Annotated in this window: 14 protein-coding genes and 1 rRNA gene; 8 read left to right on the forward strand and 7 right to left on the reverse strand. The window is 70.5% G+C overall.

Going from position 1 to position 16,528, the window contains the following annotated elements; genetic code table 11:
• Positions 1-151: 151 nt before the first annotated feature.
• Positions 152-268: ribosomal RNA gene (gene rrf, locus ACTMTU_RS23255) — 5S ribosomal RNA — on the forward strand.
• Positions 269-392: 124 nt separating this feature from the next.
• On the opposite strand, the gene ACTMTU_RS23260 is transcribed toward rrf, so the two are convergent.
• From ACTMTU_RS23260 to ACTMTU_RS23280, 5 genes are read right to left on the reverse strand one after another with little or no spacing between them, the layout of a single operon-like run.
• A complete protein-coding gene (locus ACTMTU_RS23260; RefSeq protein WP_441265426.1) occupies positions 393-1,703 on the reverse strand; it encodes a DUF58 domain-containing protein in 1,311 nt (436 codons plus the stop codon).
• A gap of 7 nt (positions 1,704-1,710) precedes the next feature.
• The gene (locus ACTMTU_RS23265) at positions 1,711-2,694 is read right to left on the reverse strand and encodes an AAA family ATPase (RefSeq protein WP_441265427.1); all 984 of its coding nucleotides are present in this window, start codon (positions 2,692-2,694) and stop codon (positions 1,711-1,713) included.
• Positions 2,691-3,917, reverse strand: coding sequence for a DUF4350 domain-containing protein (locus ACTMTU_RS23270; protein ID WP_441265428.1), 1,227 nt, complete (start codon positions 3,915-3,917; stop codon positions 2,691-2,693). Before ACTMTU_RS23270 ends, ACTMTU_RS23265 begins: the two co-directional genes overlap by 4 nt.
• Positions 3,914-4,603, reverse strand: coding sequence for a DUF4129 domain-containing protein (locus ACTMTU_RS23275; RefSeq protein ID WP_441265429.1), 690 nt, complete (start codon positions 4,601-4,603; stop codon positions 3,914-3,916). The genes ACTMTU_RS23270 and ACTMTU_RS23275 overlap by 4 nt, the downstream gene beginning before the upstream one ends.
• Before the next feature lie 4 nt (positions 4,604-4,607).
• Entirely contained in the window at positions 4,608-5,831 is a 1,224-nt protein-coding gene (locus tag ACTMTU_RS23280; protein ID WP_441265430.1) for a glycerophosphoryl diester phosphodiesterase membrane domain-containing protein, read from the reverse strand.
• A gap of 182 nt (positions 5,832-6,013) precedes the next feature.
• Between ACTMTU_RS23280 and mtnA the strand changes: the two genes are divergently transcribed.
• The 7 genes from mtnA (at position 6,014) to ACTMTU_RS23315 (ending at position 14,497) form a co-directional block, all read left to right on the forward strand.
• The gene (gene mtnA, locus ACTMTU_RS23285) at positions 6,014-7,159 is read left to right on the forward strand and encodes an S-methyl-5-thioribose-1-phosphate isomerase (RefSeq protein ID WP_441265431.1); all 1,146 of its coding nucleotides are present in this window, start codon (positions 6,014-6,016) and stop codon (positions 7,157-7,159) included.
• A gap of 4 nt (positions 7,160-7,163) precedes the next feature.
• Positions 7,164-7,853 (forward strand): two-component system response regulator MtrA, encoded by a 690-nt coding sequence (gene mtrA, locus ACTMTU_RS23290; RefSeq protein ID WP_005316841.1) that lies wholly within the window; start codon positions 7,164-7,166, stop codon positions 7,851-7,853.
• 1 nt (position 7,854) lies between these two features.
• Positions 7,855-9,852 carry an MtrAB system histidine kinase MtrB gene (gene mtrB / locus ACTMTU_RS23295; RefSeq protein WP_441265432.1) on the forward strand — a complete coding sequence of 666 codons (1,998 nt, stop codon included), beginning with the start codon at positions 7,855-7,857 and terminating at the stop codon, positions 9,850-9,852.
• Positions 9,842-11,698: an LpqB family beta-propeller domain-containing protein gene (locus tag ACTMTU_RS23300; protein WP_441265433.1), complete on the forward strand. Its 1,857-nt coding sequence runs from the start codon at positions 9,842-9,844 to the stop codon at positions 11,696-11,698. The genes mtrB and ACTMTU_RS23300 overlap by 11 nt, the downstream gene beginning before the upstream one ends.
• An 80-nt stretch (positions 11,699-11,778) precedes the next feature.
• Complete coding sequence (locus ACTMTU_RS23305) at positions 11,779-12,504, forward strand: ComF family protein (RefSeq protein ID WP_441265434.1); 726 nt, start codon at positions 11,779-11,781, stop codon at positions 12,502-12,504.
• A gap of 331 nt (positions 12,505-12,835) precedes the next feature.
• Complete coding sequence (hpf, locus tag ACTMTU_RS23310; RefSeq protein ID WP_159691493.1) at positions 12,836-13,528, forward strand: ribosome hibernation-promoting factor, HPF/YfiA family; 693 nt, start codon at positions 12,836-12,838, stop codon at positions 13,526-13,528.
• A 207-nt stretch (positions 13,529-13,735) separates the two neighbouring features.
• Positions 13,736-14,497, forward strand: coding sequence for a response regulator (locus tag ACTMTU_RS23315; RefSeq protein WP_441265435.1), 762 nt, complete (start codon positions 13,736-13,738; stop codon positions 14,495-14,497).
• Positions 14,498-14,545: 48 nt separating this feature from the next.
• Here the strand turns inward: ACTMTU_RS23315 and ACTMTU_RS23320 are convergent, their stop codons facing one another.
• Together ACTMTU_RS23320 and ACTMTU_RS23325 are read right to left on the reverse strand one after the other, a co-directional pair.
• Positions 14,546-15,706: a winged helix-turn-helix domain-containing protein gene (locus ACTMTU_RS23320; RefSeq protein ID WP_441265436.1), complete on the reverse strand. Its 1,161-nt coding sequence runs from the start codon at positions 15,704-15,706 to the stop codon at positions 14,546-14,548.
• Positions 15,707-15,830: 124 nt separating this feature from the next.
• Positions 15,831-16,406: a GNAT family N-acetyltransferase gene (locus ACTMTU_RS23325; protein ID WP_441265437.1), complete on the reverse strand. Its 576-nt coding sequence runs from the start codon at positions 16,404-16,406 to the stop codon at positions 15,831-15,833.
• Positions 16,407-16,528: the final 122 nt, after the last annotated feature.

Genomic DNA, 16,528 nt, shown 5'->3' on the forward strand with positions numbered 1-16,528 from the left:
TGGGTTGATAGGCCGGATATGGAAGCCCTGTAAGGGGTGGAGTTGACCGGTACTAATAGGCCGAGGGCTTGTCCTCAGTTGCTCGCGTCCACTGTGTTAGTTCTGAAGTAACGAACTCGCCTTGCCGGCTTGAGTTCCAACTTCATAGTGTTTCGGTGGTCATTGCGTTAGGGAAACGCCCGGTTACATTCCGAACCCGGAAGCTAAGCCTTTCAGCGCCGATGGTACTGCAGGGGGGACCCTGTGGGAGAGTAGGACGCCGCCGAACAATCATTGTGGGAAAGCCCCGCACCTCTGGTGCGGGGCTTTCCTGCGTTCAAGGGCCAATTCCAGTACGTCATGGCTGCTCGCCCGGCCCGGGGCGAGCCGGCCGCATCTGACGGAATACGGGCTCAGAGGCGACCGGCTGCTTTGAGAGCGAGATAGGCATCGGCGAGGGCGGGTGCGATCTTCTCCGGTGTCGCGTCCACAACGGTGACCCCGTGGCGCTGCAACTGTTCCGCCGCCCGGTTCCGCTGGGACTGCGCCTGGGTCGCTGCCGCGGCGTCGTAGACGCCGTCGACAGAGCCGCGTGTCGCCTTCATGCGTTCGAGGTGAGGATCCGCCACAGAGGCCACCAGGACGGTGTGGCGCTGTGTGAGCTGCGGGAGGACGGGCAGCAGGCCCTCCTCGACGGGCGCGGCGTCGAGGCTCGTCAGAAGGACGATGAGGGACCGGCGGGGAGCGTTCGTCAGCGCAGCAGCGCTGAGGCCGCGGGCGTCTGTCTCGACGAGTTCCGGCTCCAGGGGAGCGAACGCGTTGACCATGGCCGGAAGAACGTCGCCTGCGGACCGTCCGACGACCTGGGCGCGGATGCGGCGGTCGTACGCCAGCAGTCCGACCCGGTCACCGGCGCGTGACGCCAGCGCGCCCAGAAGGAGCGCGGCGTCCATCGCGGCGTCCAGGCGCGGGACATCCCCGACGCGTCCCGCCGAGGTGCGTCCCGTGTCGAGAACGATGAGGATGTGCCGGTCCCGTTCCGGGCGCCATGTGCGCACGGCAACGGTGGTCCGACGCGCGGTGGCCCGCCAGTCGATGGAGCGGGTGTCGTCCCCGGGCACGTAGTCGCGAAGACTGTCGAACTCCGTTCCCTGGCCCCGGATCAGCACACTGGTGCGGCCGTCGAGTTCGCGCAGTCGCGCCAGGCGGGACGGCAGATGCTTGCGGCTCGTGAACGGCGGGAGGACGCGGACCGTCCAAGGGACCTTGTGATTGCCCTGCCGGGCTGCCAGGCCCAGCGGCCCGTAAGAGCGGACCGTGATGCGGTCCGGTCGGCGGTCGCCACGTCGGGTGGGTTGCAGGACCGTGGTGAGGCGGCGGCGCTCGCCGGCCGGAACGGTCACCTTGTGGCGTGAGGCGGACTGCTCCGCCCCCGGTAGCCAACTGCTCGGCGGCCAGGCATCGCGAAGGTCGGCGCGCAGACGCCGCCCCGACGGGTTGGTGACCATCAGGTCGACCTTCGCGGCGTCACCGAGTCGAACGGATGTATCACCACTTCGGGTGAACCCGAGCGTTCGCACTGGCGCGGCGAGGGCGTAGTCGCACAGGATTGCGAGTGAGAGGGGCGCGTTGACAGCGAGCATCCCGGTCCAGCTCGGAGCGAGGATGCCTACGGGGAGTGAGCCGAGCGCGGCCAGGAGTGCGGTTCGTCCGGTGAGGGCCATCGGTGCCTCAGCGCGGTACGGGGACGTGGGCGAGGATCGCGGTGATGACGGAGTCGGCGGTGACTCCCTCCATCTCCGCCTCGGGCCGGAGCTGGAGCCGGTGCCGAAGGGTGGGCAGGGCGAGGGCCTTCACATCGTCCGGGATGACGTAGTCGCGCCCGGTGAGCCAGGCCCAGGCGCGGGCGGTGGACAGCAGCGCGGTTGCGCCTCGGGGGGAGGCGCCCAGAGTGAGTGAGGGGGATTCACGGGTGGCACGGCAGATATCGACGACATAAGCGGCGATCTCGGCGGAGACGGAGGTCTTGGCCACGGCGACACGGGCCGCTTCGAGTTCCGCAGGGCCGGCGACGGGACGCACCCCCGCCGCTTCGAGGTCGCGGGGATTGAAGCCCTCCGCGTGCCGGGTCAGGACATTGATCTCGTCCTCGCGGGAGGGAAGGGGGACCGTCAGCTTGAGGAGGAAGCGGTCCAGCTGGGCTTCCGGAAGGGGGTAGGTGCCCTCGTATTCGACGGGGTTCTGCGTCGCGGCGACGAGGAAGGGATCGGGGAGCGGGCGAGGCGTGCCGTCGACCGTCACCTGTCGCTCCTCCATCGCTTCGAGGAGCGACGACTGGGTCTTGGGCGGCGTGCGGTTGATCTCGTCGGCGAGAAGGAGGTTCGTGAAGACCGGCCCGGGCTGGAACGAGAACTCGGACGTGTGGCTGTCGTAGACAAGAGACCCGGTGACGTCGCTCGGCATCAGGTCGGGGGTGAACTGGACGCGCTTCGTGTCGAGCTCGAGCGACGCAGCCAGGGCACGCACCAGGAGGGTCTTGGCGACGCCCGGCACCCCCTCGAGAAGGACGTGACCGCGGCAGAGCAGAGCCACGACGAGTCCGGTGACAGCGGGGTCCTGGCCGACCACGGCCTTGGCGATCTCGGTGCGCAGGGCCTCCAGGGAGGCGCGGGCGCGGTCCGAGCTCTCGGCTGTCTCGGGGGTCGGGGCGCTCATGAGGTGCGTACCTCTCTTTCGAGGGCGTCGAGTTGGTCTGCGAGTCGGACGAGTGCGGTGTCGTCGGCCGGCGGCGCGCCGAAGAGCAGTTCACGGAGGTCGTGCTCACCCTGGGGGAGGTGCGCGGAGACCGCGGGAAGCAGGGCTTCGGGCGAGTGGGTGTCGGCGGCGGAGACACCGAGAAGCGGGGCAAGGCGGGCTCTGGTGGCGGAACGGAGCGAGGCGGCTGCGCGGTCACGCGCGTTCACCTTGCGGTAGAGGCGGGCGCGGCCCTCGGTGGTCTCCGACGCGCGGATGGCGACCGGCAGTTGCTCGGTCACCAGAGGGCCGAGCCGGCGGGCACGCCAGACGGCCGCCAGGACGGCCGCCACGAGGAGTTGCAGCGTGCCCCAAAGCCAGCCGCCGGGAATCAGATTGAAGAACGTGTCCTCGCCGTCCGTTTCGCCGGTGCCCTGGTCGTCGCCGTCTCCGTCGGCGGGGCTCGCCGCGGAAGGGTCGTCGAGAGAAGGGATGTACCAGACCAGTTCGGGACGGGACCCGAGTAGTTGCAGGGCGAGGGAGGCATTGCCGTGCTTGTCGAGACGATCGTTGTAGAGGATGTCCGGAGCGCCCAGGAGGACGATGTCGCCGTCGTTCGGCGCGTCGAGCCGCACCAGGGAGGGAAGGCCGTCGCTCGGGTAGCAACTGTCGGCGCCGGACGCCTCCGCCGAGTAGCGCACACCGCCGAGATCGGCGGTGCCCGCGCGGCGAGCGGCGGGGAGGTCGCACCGGGGGCTGCGCTCGGACACCTCGGTCCGGGATTCGATGTCGACGTCCGGCGCGAGTGTGCCGATGGAGGAGAAGCCAGGGGCGATCAGCACTGTTCGTCCGCCGGCGGAGACGGTAGCGGACCGGAAGACCTGCTGCTGAGTGGCCGTCAGCATGTCGGGCTCGGTGACGAGGACGGTGGTGTCGGCGCCGGCCGCGGCGGTGGCGTCCTCCAGGGTGGTGACGACCCTGGTCGAGACTCCCCGGTCCCTGAGGAGTTCGGCGACAGCACGGCTGCCGTTCTGGTCCACGGAGCGTGGGTCGAGACGGCCGTGGTGATCGCCCGAGCGCAGTGCCGCCATGGCAATGCCGGCCACGACGAGAAGGAGGAGCACGAGGAGCAGGCCCCGGACCCGGTTCCAGACCTGGCGGGTGGAGGGCGACATGGACGTGGTGCTGCCCGTGAGGCCGGTCATTCGGCGGCTCCCTCGGCGGCGGTGACCGACAGGGGCTTGGTGCTCTCCAGGGCGAGGTCCAGGTCTCGAAGCCGTTCGTACGCCTGCCGGTCGGCGGTGCGACCGCCGTACGTGACGTCGTCGAAGATACGGGCCGCGGCGCGTAGTTCGTCGGCGTGGTGGGGGAGTGGACGCCCCGCTTCCGCGGCGGCCTCGTCGGCGGTACGGCCCGGCCTGGCGTCGAGGAGCGTGCGTTCCTCCAGCGAGCGGACGATGGCGCGCATGCGCTCCTGCACCGCCTGGTTCCACCGTTCGGCGGCGGCGTGCTTGTCCGCCGCGGTGCGGTGCGCGGAAGCGCTGCGCGGGCCGTCCTCGAAGATGGAGTCCGACGACGTACGGACCGCGCGCTGGGGCTTACCGAGCCGCCACCACAGGGCGGCCGCGAGGGCGACGACGACGAGGATGACGGCGACCAGGCCGATCAAGCCGCCGGGTGTGCCGCTCGATGCGGCGCCGAAGAGACTGTCGACCCACTCCCAGAAGCGGTCGAGGGCGCGCTCGAGGAGGTTCGGGTCGTTCTCGTGGTACATCGGCCTGGACAGCTCTCGCTCCGCCGCCTCGCGGGCGGGATCGCGTGGAGTGTCCACCGGTACGTCGTCGTTCGCGCCGGCAAGCAGTGCCGCCGTCGCGCCCCCCGTGCCCAACACCGCATCAGCCCCCGGTGGAGCGGTCACCGGGAGGTGCCGACCCGTAGCCGGAGACGCCGGCTGCACGCGCGAGTTCGAGGTCGAGCGCTTCGCGGCGGATGCGCTGGTCGACGTAGAGGAGCACCGTCACGCCGGCGGAGATCGGGTAGGTGATCGACGAGGCGATCACGGATCCGATGCCCGTGATGATCAGGAAGGGCCAGCCGAAGTCGGGGCCGGTCCCGGTGAACAGATCACCGACTCCGGCGCCGTCCACCGCGAAGCCGATGATCGTGAACGGGATGGCGATGACCATGCTCACGACGAAGACCAGCAGCAGGGTCAGCAGTGTGATTCCGAAGATGCGCCACCAGGCACCTTGGACGAGCTTGGCGGAGCGGCGCAGCGAAGTGATGACGCCTTGACGTTCCAGCACGAGAGCGGGGGAGGCCAGGGCGAAGCGGACCATCAGCCAGATGATGACGGTGATGGCGGCGAGACCGCCGACCACGGAGAGGAGCACCCCCGCGCCGCCGATGAGCATTCCCGGCAGTACGCCGACGGTCATGATCGCGGCGCTGCCCAGCGGCAGCAGCAGGGTGAGCCCCAGAAGGTGCGGGAGTCGCGGCCGGGCCTCGCGCCAGGCCTCTGCGAGGGTGATCGGGCGGCCGAGCACCGAGCGGCTGATCACCACGGTGAGCAGTGCGGTGGTGAGCAGGGTGCCGATCAAGGTGATCAACAGGGCGGGGCCGAGGGCCACCAGGCTCGCCTGCAGCGACTCGACGGACTGCTCCAGTGCCTCCTCGGGCGTCGCATTGGGATCGACCTCGGGAGGCGCCGGGAGCAGGTAACGCTCCACGAGGATGCTGCAGATCTGGGAGATGACGGAGACCGTGATCGTCACGCTCAGGACCGTGCGCCAGTGCGCACGCAGCGTCGACACCGCGCCGTCGAGGATCTCCCCGACGCCGAGGGGCCGGAGCGGGATGACTCCCGGCTTTGCCGCGGCGGGGGGCCCGCCCCAGCCGCCGCCGTGGTGCCTGCCGCCGCCCCAGTGCGGCGGGGGCGGGCCGGGGACCCGGCCGGGGCCGGTCGGCGCGGACCACTGTCCGGGAGGGGGCTGCTCCTTGGACCACTTCGAGGCAGGACCGCTTCCGTCCGCGGGCGGCGCGGGCTGCGGCACGCCGGGGCCGTTCTGGCCTTCGGAAGGAGCCGATCCGGGCGATGCCCAACCCGGAGTGTCGTTCACGGTCGTCCACCTCATGGATCGTTCACGGGGCCGGCCCGTCGAGCCGGCGCGTTCACAGTGTCCTTCCGCCTGTCCGGGCGGCCGGTTGGCTGCCATCGTGCCACGCGCGGGCTGTCCGCGGACCGGGGCCCGGGTCACCTTCGTACCTTCATTGTCGGAGCGGCACCGGGCAGACTGGGCGGATGGCTGATCAGTACGTACGAAACCCGGTGGGTGCCGAGCCGTCGAAGCTTCCCGTGCTGCGCTGGGACGAACCACCCGAAGGGCCCGTACTGGTACTTCTCGACCAGACCCGGCTCCCCGCCGAAGAGGTCGAGCTGGTCTGCACCGACGTTTCTGTCCTGGTGCGGGCGATCCGTACGCTCGCCGTGCGCGGGGCGCCGCTCCTCCGCATCGCCGGCGCGTACGGCGTGGCCCTCGCGGCGCTGCGGGGCTTCGACGTGGACGAGGCCGCGGAGCTGCTGGAGACGGCGCGGCCCACCGCCGTGAACCTCGGGTACGGGGTGCGGCTGGCGGCGTCCGCGTACCGGACCGCCGTCGAGCGTGGGGCCGATGGCGAAGAGGCGGCCCGCGCGGCGCTCGCGGCGGCCGAGGAGCTGCACCGCCGTGACGAAGAGGCCAGCCGGCTGATGGCCGGGCACGGTCTGGCGCTGCTCGATGAGCTACTGCCGGGCGGGGGTCACCGGATCCTGACGCACTGCAACACCGGGGCACTGGTGTCCGGCGGTGAGGGAACGGCGTTCGCCGTCGCGCTCTCGGCGCACCGGGCGGGCAGGCTCCAGCGGTTGTGGGTGGACGAGACGCGGCCGCTGCTGCAGGGCTCCCGGCTCACCGCCTACGAGGCGGCGCGCAACGGACTGCCCTACACGCTGCTGACGGACAACGCCGCGGGCTCTCTGTTCTCGGCCGGAGAGGTGGACGCCGTGCTGATCGGGGCGGACCGGATCGCCGCGGACGGCTCGGTGGCGAACAAGGTCGGGAGCTATCCGCTGGCCGTGCTCGCCAAGTACCACCATGTGCCGTTCGTCGTGGTCGCCCCCACGACGACGATCGACCTGGCGACACCGGACGGCGCGGCGATCGAGGTGGAGCAGCGGCCTGGGCACGAGGTGACGGAGGTAACATCCCCGCAGTCCGCAGTGGCCGGCGCCGGAAGCGGCGGGCAGACAGTGGCCCCCCTGGGAACCCAGGCGTACAACCCCGCATTCGATGTCACGCCGCCGGATCTGGTGACGGCGATCGTCACCGAGGAGGGGGTGTTGTCGCCGGTCACCGTGGGCGGCGTAGCGGAGCTGTGTGCCAGGTCACGCCAGGTAACGATTAGCTAATGGGATGATGTCGTTTATGAAGGGACGAGTCCTTGTCGTCGACGACGACACCGCACTGGCCGAGATGCTCGGCATTGTGCTGCGTGGTGAAGGTTTCGAGCCGTCGTTCGTAGCGGACGGTGACAAGGCACTTGCCGCTTTCAGGGAGGCCAAGCCGGATCTGGTGCTGCTCGACCTCATGCTGCCCGGAAGGGACGGCATCGAGGTGTGCAGGCTGATCCGGGCCGAGTCGGGTGTTCCGATCGTGATGCTCACTGCCAAGAGCGACACCGTCGATGTCGTGGTCGGGCTCGAGTCCGGGGCCGACGACTACATCGTCAAGCCGTTCAAGCCGAAGGAGCTGGTCGCCCGGATCCGGGCCCGGCTGCGGAGGTCGGAGGAGCCCGCGCCGGAGCAGCTGACGATCGGGGACCTGGTCATCGACGTCGCCGGTCACTCCGTGAAGCGGGACGGGCAGTCGATAGCGCTGACCCCGCTGGAGTTCGACCTGCTGGTCGCACTGGCGCGCAAGCCCTGGCAGGTGTTCACCCGAGAGGTGCTGCTGGAGCAGGTGTGGGGTTACCGCCACGCCGCCGACACCCGGCTGGTGAACGTGCATGTGCAGCGGCTGCGCTCCAAGGTCGAGAAGGATCCGGAGCGGCCGGAGATCGTGGTGACCGTCCGTGGTGTCGGTTACAAAGCCGGGCCGAGCTGACATGTCCAATGGCAGCGTTGCTCCGAAGCCCGGCGAGCCGGGGGTCCGTACGGGGCGGGCTGCCGGACCGGGGCGTGGGCCCTCGCGATTCGGCCGTCTGCTCCATGGCGGACGGCTGCTCCAGGAAAGCGCCCCCGGCGGGCCGGTGCCCCGGCTCGTCATGCGCTGGGTGCGCCGTCCGCTGCTCCCCGCCGTGAGGCTGTGGCGCCGGAACATCCAGCTCCGCGTCGTCGTGAGCACACTCCTGATGTCACTGGGCGTGGTGGTGCTGCTCGGCTTCGTCGTCATCGGGCAGGTGCGCAACGGTCTGCTCGACGCCAAGGGCCAGGCGGCGCAGAGTCAGGCGGCCGGCGGTTTCGCCGTCGCCAGGGAAAAGGCGAACGCGCCGATCGGCCCCGGCGGCGGCCAGGGCGACAACGGCGCGGACGGGAACGCCCGTACATGGCGTTCCGATCTCGTGGTGCAGCTCTCCAGCGGCGGCCAGGGCGCTTTCAACGTGGTCGCGCTCAGCGCCGACGCCCAGGGCGCGGGCACCAGCCGTGCGCCACGCACCTCGGGTGGCGTGGACCCGGCGAGCATCCCGCAGGAGCTGCGGGACGCCGTGCGGCAGGGCGGGGGGACGTTCGAGACGTACCTCAGCATCCGTTACACGGACAACGTGGTCGATCCCGAGCCCGGGCTCGTCGTGGGCACACAGCTGAACGACATCGAGGGCAATCCCTACGAGCTGTACTACCTGTTCCCCCTGGCGCAGGAGGAGCAGTCGCTGAACCTGGTCAGAGGCACCCTCGCCACGGCGGGACTCTTCGTCGTGGTGCTGCTCGGCGCCATCGCCTGGTTGGTGGTGCGCCAGATCGTCACCCCCGTACGGATGGCGGCCGGGATCGCGGAGCGTCTCGCGGCGGGCCGGCTCCAGGAGCGGATGAAGGTCACCGGCGAGGACGACATCGCGAGGCTCGGCGAGGCGTTCAACAAGATGGCGCAGAACCTCCAGCTGAAGATTCAGCAGCTCGAGGAGCTCTCCAGGATGCAGCGCCGCTTCGTCTCGGACGTTTCGCACGAGCTGCGTACGCCGTTGACGACGGTGCGGATGGCCGCCGATGTCATCCACGAGGCGCGCAGCGACTTCGACCCGGTGACGGCGCGCTCCGCCGAACTCCTCGGCGACCAGCTCGACCGCTTCGAGTCGCTGCTCTCCGACCTGTTGGAGATCAGCAGGTTCGACGCGGGCGCCGCCGCGCTCGAGGCGGAGCCGATAGATCTGCGCGAGGTCGTACGGCGGGTGATCGGCGGCGCCGAGCCGCTGGCGGAACGCAAGGGCAGCCGTGTACGGGTCGTCGGTGACGAGCAGCCCGTCGTCGCCGAGGCAGATGCCCGGCGGGTCGAGCGAGTGCTGCGCAATCTCGTGGTCAACGCCGTCGAGCACGGTGACGGCAAGGACGTCGTCGTCCGTATGGCCGTGGCGGGCGGCGCCGTCGCGGTCGCGGTGCGGGACTACGGCGTGGGTCTCAAGCCCGGCGAGGCGACGCGCGTGTTCAACAGGTTCTGGCGTGCCGATCCGGCGCGTGCACGGACCACGGGCGGCACCGGCCTCGGCCTGTCGATCGCCGTCGAGGACGCCAGGCTGCACGGTGGCTGGCTGCAGGCGTGGGGCGAGCCGGGCGGTGGCTCGCAGTTCCGCCTGACCCTGCCTCGCACGGCGGACGAGCCGCTGCGCGGCTCACCGATACCGCTGGAGCCGGAGGACTCGCGGCAGAACCGGGAGCGTGCCGCCTCGTCGGGTAAATCTGAGGGGAACGGGCACCGGATGACGTCCGTGCCCGCTCAGACGGCGTCGGACCTGTCGCCGCTGCCGCCGCGCAGCGCGCCCCCCGAGGTCGACCCGACGGCGCTGCCGGGCAACGGCTCACGGGTGGTGGCACGACAGGCAGGAGAGCGGGGGGACCTTCCCGCGGCGAGGGCTTCATCGGAGCGGGAGGACACGACTCGTGGGCGCTGACACCCGTCGTCACGGGCAGGCGGGCGTGCGGCGCGCAGCGGCGCTGCTCGGCTGCAGCGGAGTGCTGCTGGCCGGGTGCGCGTCGATGCCGGACACCGGCGACGTCCACGCCGTCAAGGCGTCTCAGCGGGCCGACTCGCAGGTGCGGGTGTACGCGGTGCCGCCGAGGAAGGACGCGACCCCCGACGAGATCGTCACGGGCTTCCTCGAGGCGATGACCAGTGACGACACCAACTTCGACACGGCACGCTCGTACCTGACACCGGAGGCGTCGGAGAAGTGGCAGCCGGAGGCGAGCACGACGGTGCTGGCGTCGGCCCCCGACCCCGGCGTGCCGATCCCGGGCCGCCGGGACAACCCCGGGATGAGTTACCCGCTGCTCGGACGGCACATCGCCACCGTCGACGCGCAGCACGCCTATCAGCCCGTCACGCCGAGCGAGTACCGCCGGACCATCCACCTGTCGCAGAAGGCGGGCCCCGACGGCAAGCAGTGGCGCATCGACAGCCTGCCCGCCGGGCTGCTGCTGGGCGCCTCCGACTTCGAGCGCAACTACCGCTCGGTCAACAAGTACTACTTCGCCTCCGGACGCGACGTCGTGGTCGCCGACCCGGTCTACATCAGGCAGCGGCAGGATCCGGTGACCCGGATGGACCCGGTGACCCAGGCGGTCAAGGCACTGCTGGAAGGGCCCACGAACTGGCTGAAGCCGGTTGTCGAGTCGCGGTTCCCGACCGGTACGGCGATGAAGCTCAAGGACGGTGCCACGTCGCTGTCCTTCGACGACCGCAACGGCCTGAAGGTGCCTCTGGACGACAAGGCGTCGAACGTGGGGCGCACGCAGTGCATGAAGATGGCGGCGCAGATCATGTTCACCATCAAGGACCTGTCGGCGGCGAGGCTCGAGCAGGTCGAATTGCTGCGCGCCAACGGATCGCAGCTGTGTGTGATGAGTGCCGGCCAGGCCGAGGGCTACGCGCCGGACCACTCCTCCGGTCGCCCGGACAACCAGTACTTCGTCGACAGCAAGCGCCGCCTGGCCCTGTTGGCGGCGGGGGCGGCGGAGGCCGGAGAACCGCAGAACGTGGCAGGCCCCTTCGGTGACGGCCGCCTCGCGGTGGACGCGGTCGGTGTGGCGAGGGACGAACACAAGGCCGCGGCCGTCGCCGCCGACTTCAGCCGGCTGTACGTGGCGTCGATCGTCTCCGACAGCAAGCTGGGCGACCCGGTGATCACCAGCGCCGGCAAGGGGCCCGACAACCGTCTGACGGCGCCCAGCTGGGACGGGCGCGGGGATCTGTGGGTGGCCGACCGGGATCCGGACGCGCCGGCACTCAAACGCCTGCCGAACGACGCGGACGCCCCGGAGGAGGTCAAGATCGTTCCGGGGCTTGACGGAGCGCGCATCCAGGCGGTGAAGGTGTCCGCGGACGGTGCGCGGATCGCGCTGCTGCTGACCGAGGGCGGCAGTACGACCCTGAAGATCGGGCGCGTGGAACGGCACGGCGACAGCGACGATCCCGTGGTGACCGTCACCGAACTGCGGCCCGCCGCACCGCAGATGGAGGCCGTCACGGCGGTGTCGTGGGCGGGGCCGAGCAGGCTTGTCGTGGTCGGCAAGGAGGCCGGCGGCGTTCAGCAGGTGCGGTACATCCAGACGGACGGCTCGACCGTCCCCAAGGGGATCCTGCCGGGCCTCAACCAGGTGAAGTCGGTCGCCGCGTCGGACGACGAGAGCCAGCCGCTCGTCGCCTACTCGCAGGAGGACGGCATCGTGCGCCTGCCCGCCGGCGCCAACTGGCAGACGCTGGTCAAGGAGGGCACCGCGCCGGTCTACCCGGGCTAGAGGCGCGGCGGCGGACCGCCCGGCAGTGTGTTTTCCACAGGGCCGGCCGGACTGTCCGCCGCCCTGCCACAGTGGTCCTCATGCGGGCGTGGTGGCGCGAAATCTCCGGTCTGGTGATCCCTGCGGTCTGCGGCGGATGCGGCACGCCCCGTACGCAGCTGTGCGAGGGGTGCGGGCAGGCGCTGCACGGGCAGGCGGCACGCAGGGCCAGACCGGTGCCGGAGCCGGCGGGGCTCCCCGTGGTGCACGCCGCGGCGGCCTACACCGACCCGGTCCGCGCCGTGATCCTGGCGCACAAGGAGCGGGGCGCGCTCGGGCTGGCCGGGCCGCTCGGGGCGGCACTGGCCGAGTCCGTGCGGGCGACCGTGGGATACGCGAACGGTTCGGGCGGGCCCGTGCTGCTGGTGCCCGTGCCGTCCGCGCCGGGTGCCGTCCGGGCGCGTGGTCATGACGCGGCACGGCGGATCGCCCTTGCGGCGGCGGCCGAGCTGCGGCGTACGGGCCGGGCCGCGCGGGTGCTTCCGGTTCTGCGGCAGCGGCGCCGGATGGCCGACCAGGCGGGCCTCACGGCCCGCGAGAGGCTCGCGAACGTGGCGGGGGCCCTGGAGGTGCGGGCCGGTGGTGCGCGGCTCCTGGCGGGCGGCAGGTCGGTGATCGTGGACGATCTCATGACGACCGGGGCGACGCTCGTCGAGGCGGCGCGGGCACTGAGTGCCGCATGGGGGCCGGATCCGGGTGCCGCGGTGCCGGCCGGGGCGGCGGTCGTCGCTGTTCCACCGATGTCCTTCGACATAAACCGGAACTGAATGAGAACCCGCATCGTTGCTGCTAGTGACAGGGCAAAAACCCCTGATCGGAGGTACCTCCGAGTAGCGGGTGCCGACACCCGTCCCAGAGAGCTATGTTCGGTGTGAGGAATGGCGACAAGCACACCTCACCGAATGGCTGCCGGTTTCCCGGCCGGGAAAACGCGGCGGCGACGCTTCGAAAATTGGGTGAGTGGAGATCTTGCCGACTGGGGAGGAGGAGGTGAAAGTCGCCAAGTCCGAGGCTCCGGAGATCACCGGAGCCTGGTGCAAGAGGGAGATGCTCCGCAGCCGGTGAGCGGGCGGAGCGAATCCGGGAACGGAGTTCTGCGTGGACATCGTCGTCAAGGGCCGCAAGACCGAGGTGCCCGAGCGGTTCCGCAAGCACGTGGCCGAGAAGCTGAAGCTGGAGAAGATCCAGAAGCTCGACGGCAAGGTGATCAGCCTCGACGTCGAGGTGTCCAAGGAGCACAACCCGCGGCAGGCCGACCGTTCCGACCGCGTGGAGATCACACTCCGCTCGCGTGGCCCGGTGATCCGGGCCGAGGCCGCGGCCGCCGACCCGTACGCAGCGCTGGACCTCGCGACCGGCAAGCTGGAGGCGCGCCTTCGCAAGCAGCACGAGAAGCGTCACAACCGGCGTGGCGCCGGCCGCCTGTCCGCAGCCGAGGTGGTCGATGTCGTCCCCGGCGTCGCAGAGTTGAGCGCCACCAACGGCCGGCCCCTCGCCCAGGAGGCGACCGAGTCCGTTCCCACCACCAAGATCGGCTCGATCGAGGTGCAGGGTGAAGGACCGCTCGTGGTCCGCGAGAAGCTGCACACAGCAGCACCGATGACGCTCGACCAGGCGCTCTACGAAATGGAGCTGGTCGGGCACGACTTCTATCTCTTCGTCGACTCCGAGACGAAGCAGCCCAGTGTCGTCTACCGGCGACACGCCTACGACTACGGCGTCATTCACCTGGAGACGGACCCCTTGGCCGGGTCCGAGGCAGGCGGCGCCGGAGGTGCGCTCGGCGGCTGACGCCGAAATCCCGTAGCCCTGTCGACGAAGAATCCCGGTGCCCCTGGAGCGCCTCGTGCGCCCCCAGGGGCACCCTCGTGCGACAACAGGATCACCGCATTGTCGCCCGGGCATGAAAGCATGACGTCGTAAGCCAACCGGTGCGCCCCGCACTGACGTTGGCGGACCACACATGATCTTCGGGCCACGGCCTCAGGGGGAGGAACGATGGCGGACACTTTCGGTCCGGTGCACGGCAGCACGGGCCACCCCGGTGAAACGCACTCGGACGGTGAACGGCACAGCGAGGAGGAGGGCGGCGGGGGCAAGGAGCCCATCCGGGTCCTGGTCGTCGACGACCACGCGCTGTTCCGGCGGGGACTGGAGATCGTCCTCGCGCACGAGGAGGGCATCGAGGTCGTCGGTGAGGCGGGCGACGGGGCGGAGGCCGTGGACAAGGCGGCCGACCTGCTGCCGGACATCGTGCTGATGGACGTGCGAATGCCGAAGCGGGGCGGCATCGAGGCGTGCACCTCCATCAAGGAGGTGGCCCCCAGTGCGAAGATCATCATGTTGACGATCAGCGACGAGGAGGCCGACCTCTACGACGCGATCAAGGCCGGGGCCACCGGCTATCTCCTCAAGGAGATCTCCACGGACGAGGTCGCGACCGCCATCCGAGCGGTTGCGGACGGGCAGTCACAGATCAGCCCCTCCATGGCGTCGAAGCTGCTCACCGAGTTCAAGTCGATGATTCAGCGCACCGACGAGCGCAGGCTGGTGCCCGCGCCACGGCTCACCGACCGGGAGCTGGAGGTGCTCAAGCTCGTGGCGACGGGCATGAACAACCGGGACATCGCCAAGGAGTTGTTCATCTCGGAGAACACCGTCAAGAACCATGTGCGGAACATCCTGGAGAAGCTTCAGCTGCACTCCAGGATGGAGGCCGTGGTCTACGCGATGCGGGAGAAGATCCTCGAGATCCGGTAGCCGAGGCTTCCGGGATCCGGCCGGTACGGGCGGGACCGGTCCGCGATGTCAGTCCAGGGCCTTGACCAGGTCCGCCATGAGCTCGGGGCGGTCGACCCGCTCGACGCGGACGGAGTCGCAGCCCACCCACTCCGCCGCCTCACGCAGGGCCTGCGCCATCGGAGCCACGGCCTTGGGAGTGTCCAGCGAGACCTGGCGGGCCACCAGCGTCCTGCCCTCGCGGGCCGGGTCGACACGGCCCAGCAGCTTCCCGCCGGCGAGCAGCGGCATCGCGAAATAGCCGTGCACCCGCTTCTGCTTGGGGACGTAGGCCTCCAGCCGATGGGTGAAGCCGAAGATGCGCTCGGTCCGCGCGCGCTCCCAGATCAGCGAGTCGAACGGCGAGAGCAGGGTCGTGCGGTGCCGGCCGCGCGGCGTGGAGGCGAGCGCCGCTGGATCCGCCCAGGCGGACTTGGCCCAGCCCTGCACCTGGACAGGCACCAGCCCCGAGTCCGCGACGACGGCGTCGAACTGCTCGCCCTTGAGGCGGTGGTAGTCCGCGATGTCCGCGCGGGTGCCGACGCCCAGCGACTCACCCGCCAGCCGCACGAGACGGCGCAGGCACTCGGTGTCGTCCAGGTCGTCGTGCAGCAGGTCGTCGGGGATCGCCCGCTCCGCGAGGTCGTACACCCGCTTCCAGCTGCGCCGCTCCGTGCACACGACCTCGCCGTACATCAGAGCGCGTTCGACGGCGACCTTGGAGGCGGACCAGTCCCACCACTCCCCGCCGTTGTTCGCGCCGCCCAGGCCGGTCGCGGTCAGCGGCCCCTCCGCCCGCAGTTGCTTGATCACGGCGTCGTACGCGCCGTCCGGGAGCTCGTGGTACCACTGCGGGCGGGCGCGGTAGGCGCGCCGCCTGAAGGCGAAGTGGGGCCACTCCTCGACGGGCAGGATGCACGCCGCGTGCGACCAGTACTCGAAGCTGTGGCCGCCCGTCCAGTAGGCGTCCTCGACCACCTTGCGGCCGACGGCGCCCAGCCGCGCGTACGGGATCAGCTCGTGCGAGCGGGCCAGCACCGAGATCGTGTCCAGCTGCACGGCGCCGAGATGACGCAGAACGCCTCGCACCCCGCCCCGCCTGTCGGGAGCGCCCAGGAACCCCTGGGCGCGGAGGGCTATGCGGCGGGCCTCGTCGGCCGAGAGTTCGAGGGTGGGGGGCGGCGTCGTCATGTCCTGCACGATAGAGGGCGCCACTGACACTCCGGCCCCCTACGCAAGGGGCCCCCGACGAGGAATCACGGTGCTCCGCCCGGGGACCGGCGCCTACGGCTTCGCCGCGGGAGGGAACCCGGACTCAGCGGCGTGCCGGCAGATAGGCGTGGTTGCTCGCCAGCCCGAGGTCGGACGGAAGCAGTCCACCGACCCACACGTCGCGCAGGGTGTCCTTGTTGAGCAGTGCCGCGCGCAGCTCCCCCTCCATGCGGAAGCCGGCCTTCTGCGCGACCGCGCGCGAGGCGGCGTTGCCGACCTCGGCGCGCCATTCCAGACGGGTGGCGCCCAGTCTCATGAAGGCCCAGTGGGAGACGGCGGTGACGCTCTCCGCCATGACGCCCCGGCCCCGGTGTTCCTTGCCCGTCCAGAAGCCGATCTCCCACGTGCCGGAAAAGGTGCGCATGGTCACGGCGACCGAGCCCATCAGCGGCCCGCCTTCGCGCGGCAGCACGGCGAAGGTGCACATGGTGCCGTTGCGCCAGCCGTCGGGGACCGTCTGTTCGGTGAACTCGGCGGCGTGTTGCCACTCGTAGGGGGAGGGAACCGTCGTCCACCGCTGGATGTCGGGATCCTGGCAGGCCTGGTGGACGGACTTCGTGTCCTCGGGGGTGAAGGTCCGCAGCAGCAGGCGTTCGGTGGTGAGGGTGATCGGCTCCATGCCGGGATTCTTGCCAGCGCGGCGCGCCGATGCGAGCACTTTCCGTGCTTGACCGGCACCTTCACTGCTTCCCACGCGTTCACCTGATGGCGGACAGCAGGGCTCAGTGGCCATGGACCTCC

Origin of the sequence: Streptomyces sp. OZ13 (assembly GCF_052068155.1) — a bacterium.
Lineage (GTDB): Bacteria > Actinomycetota > Actinomycetes > Streptomycetales > Streptomycetaceae > Streptomyces.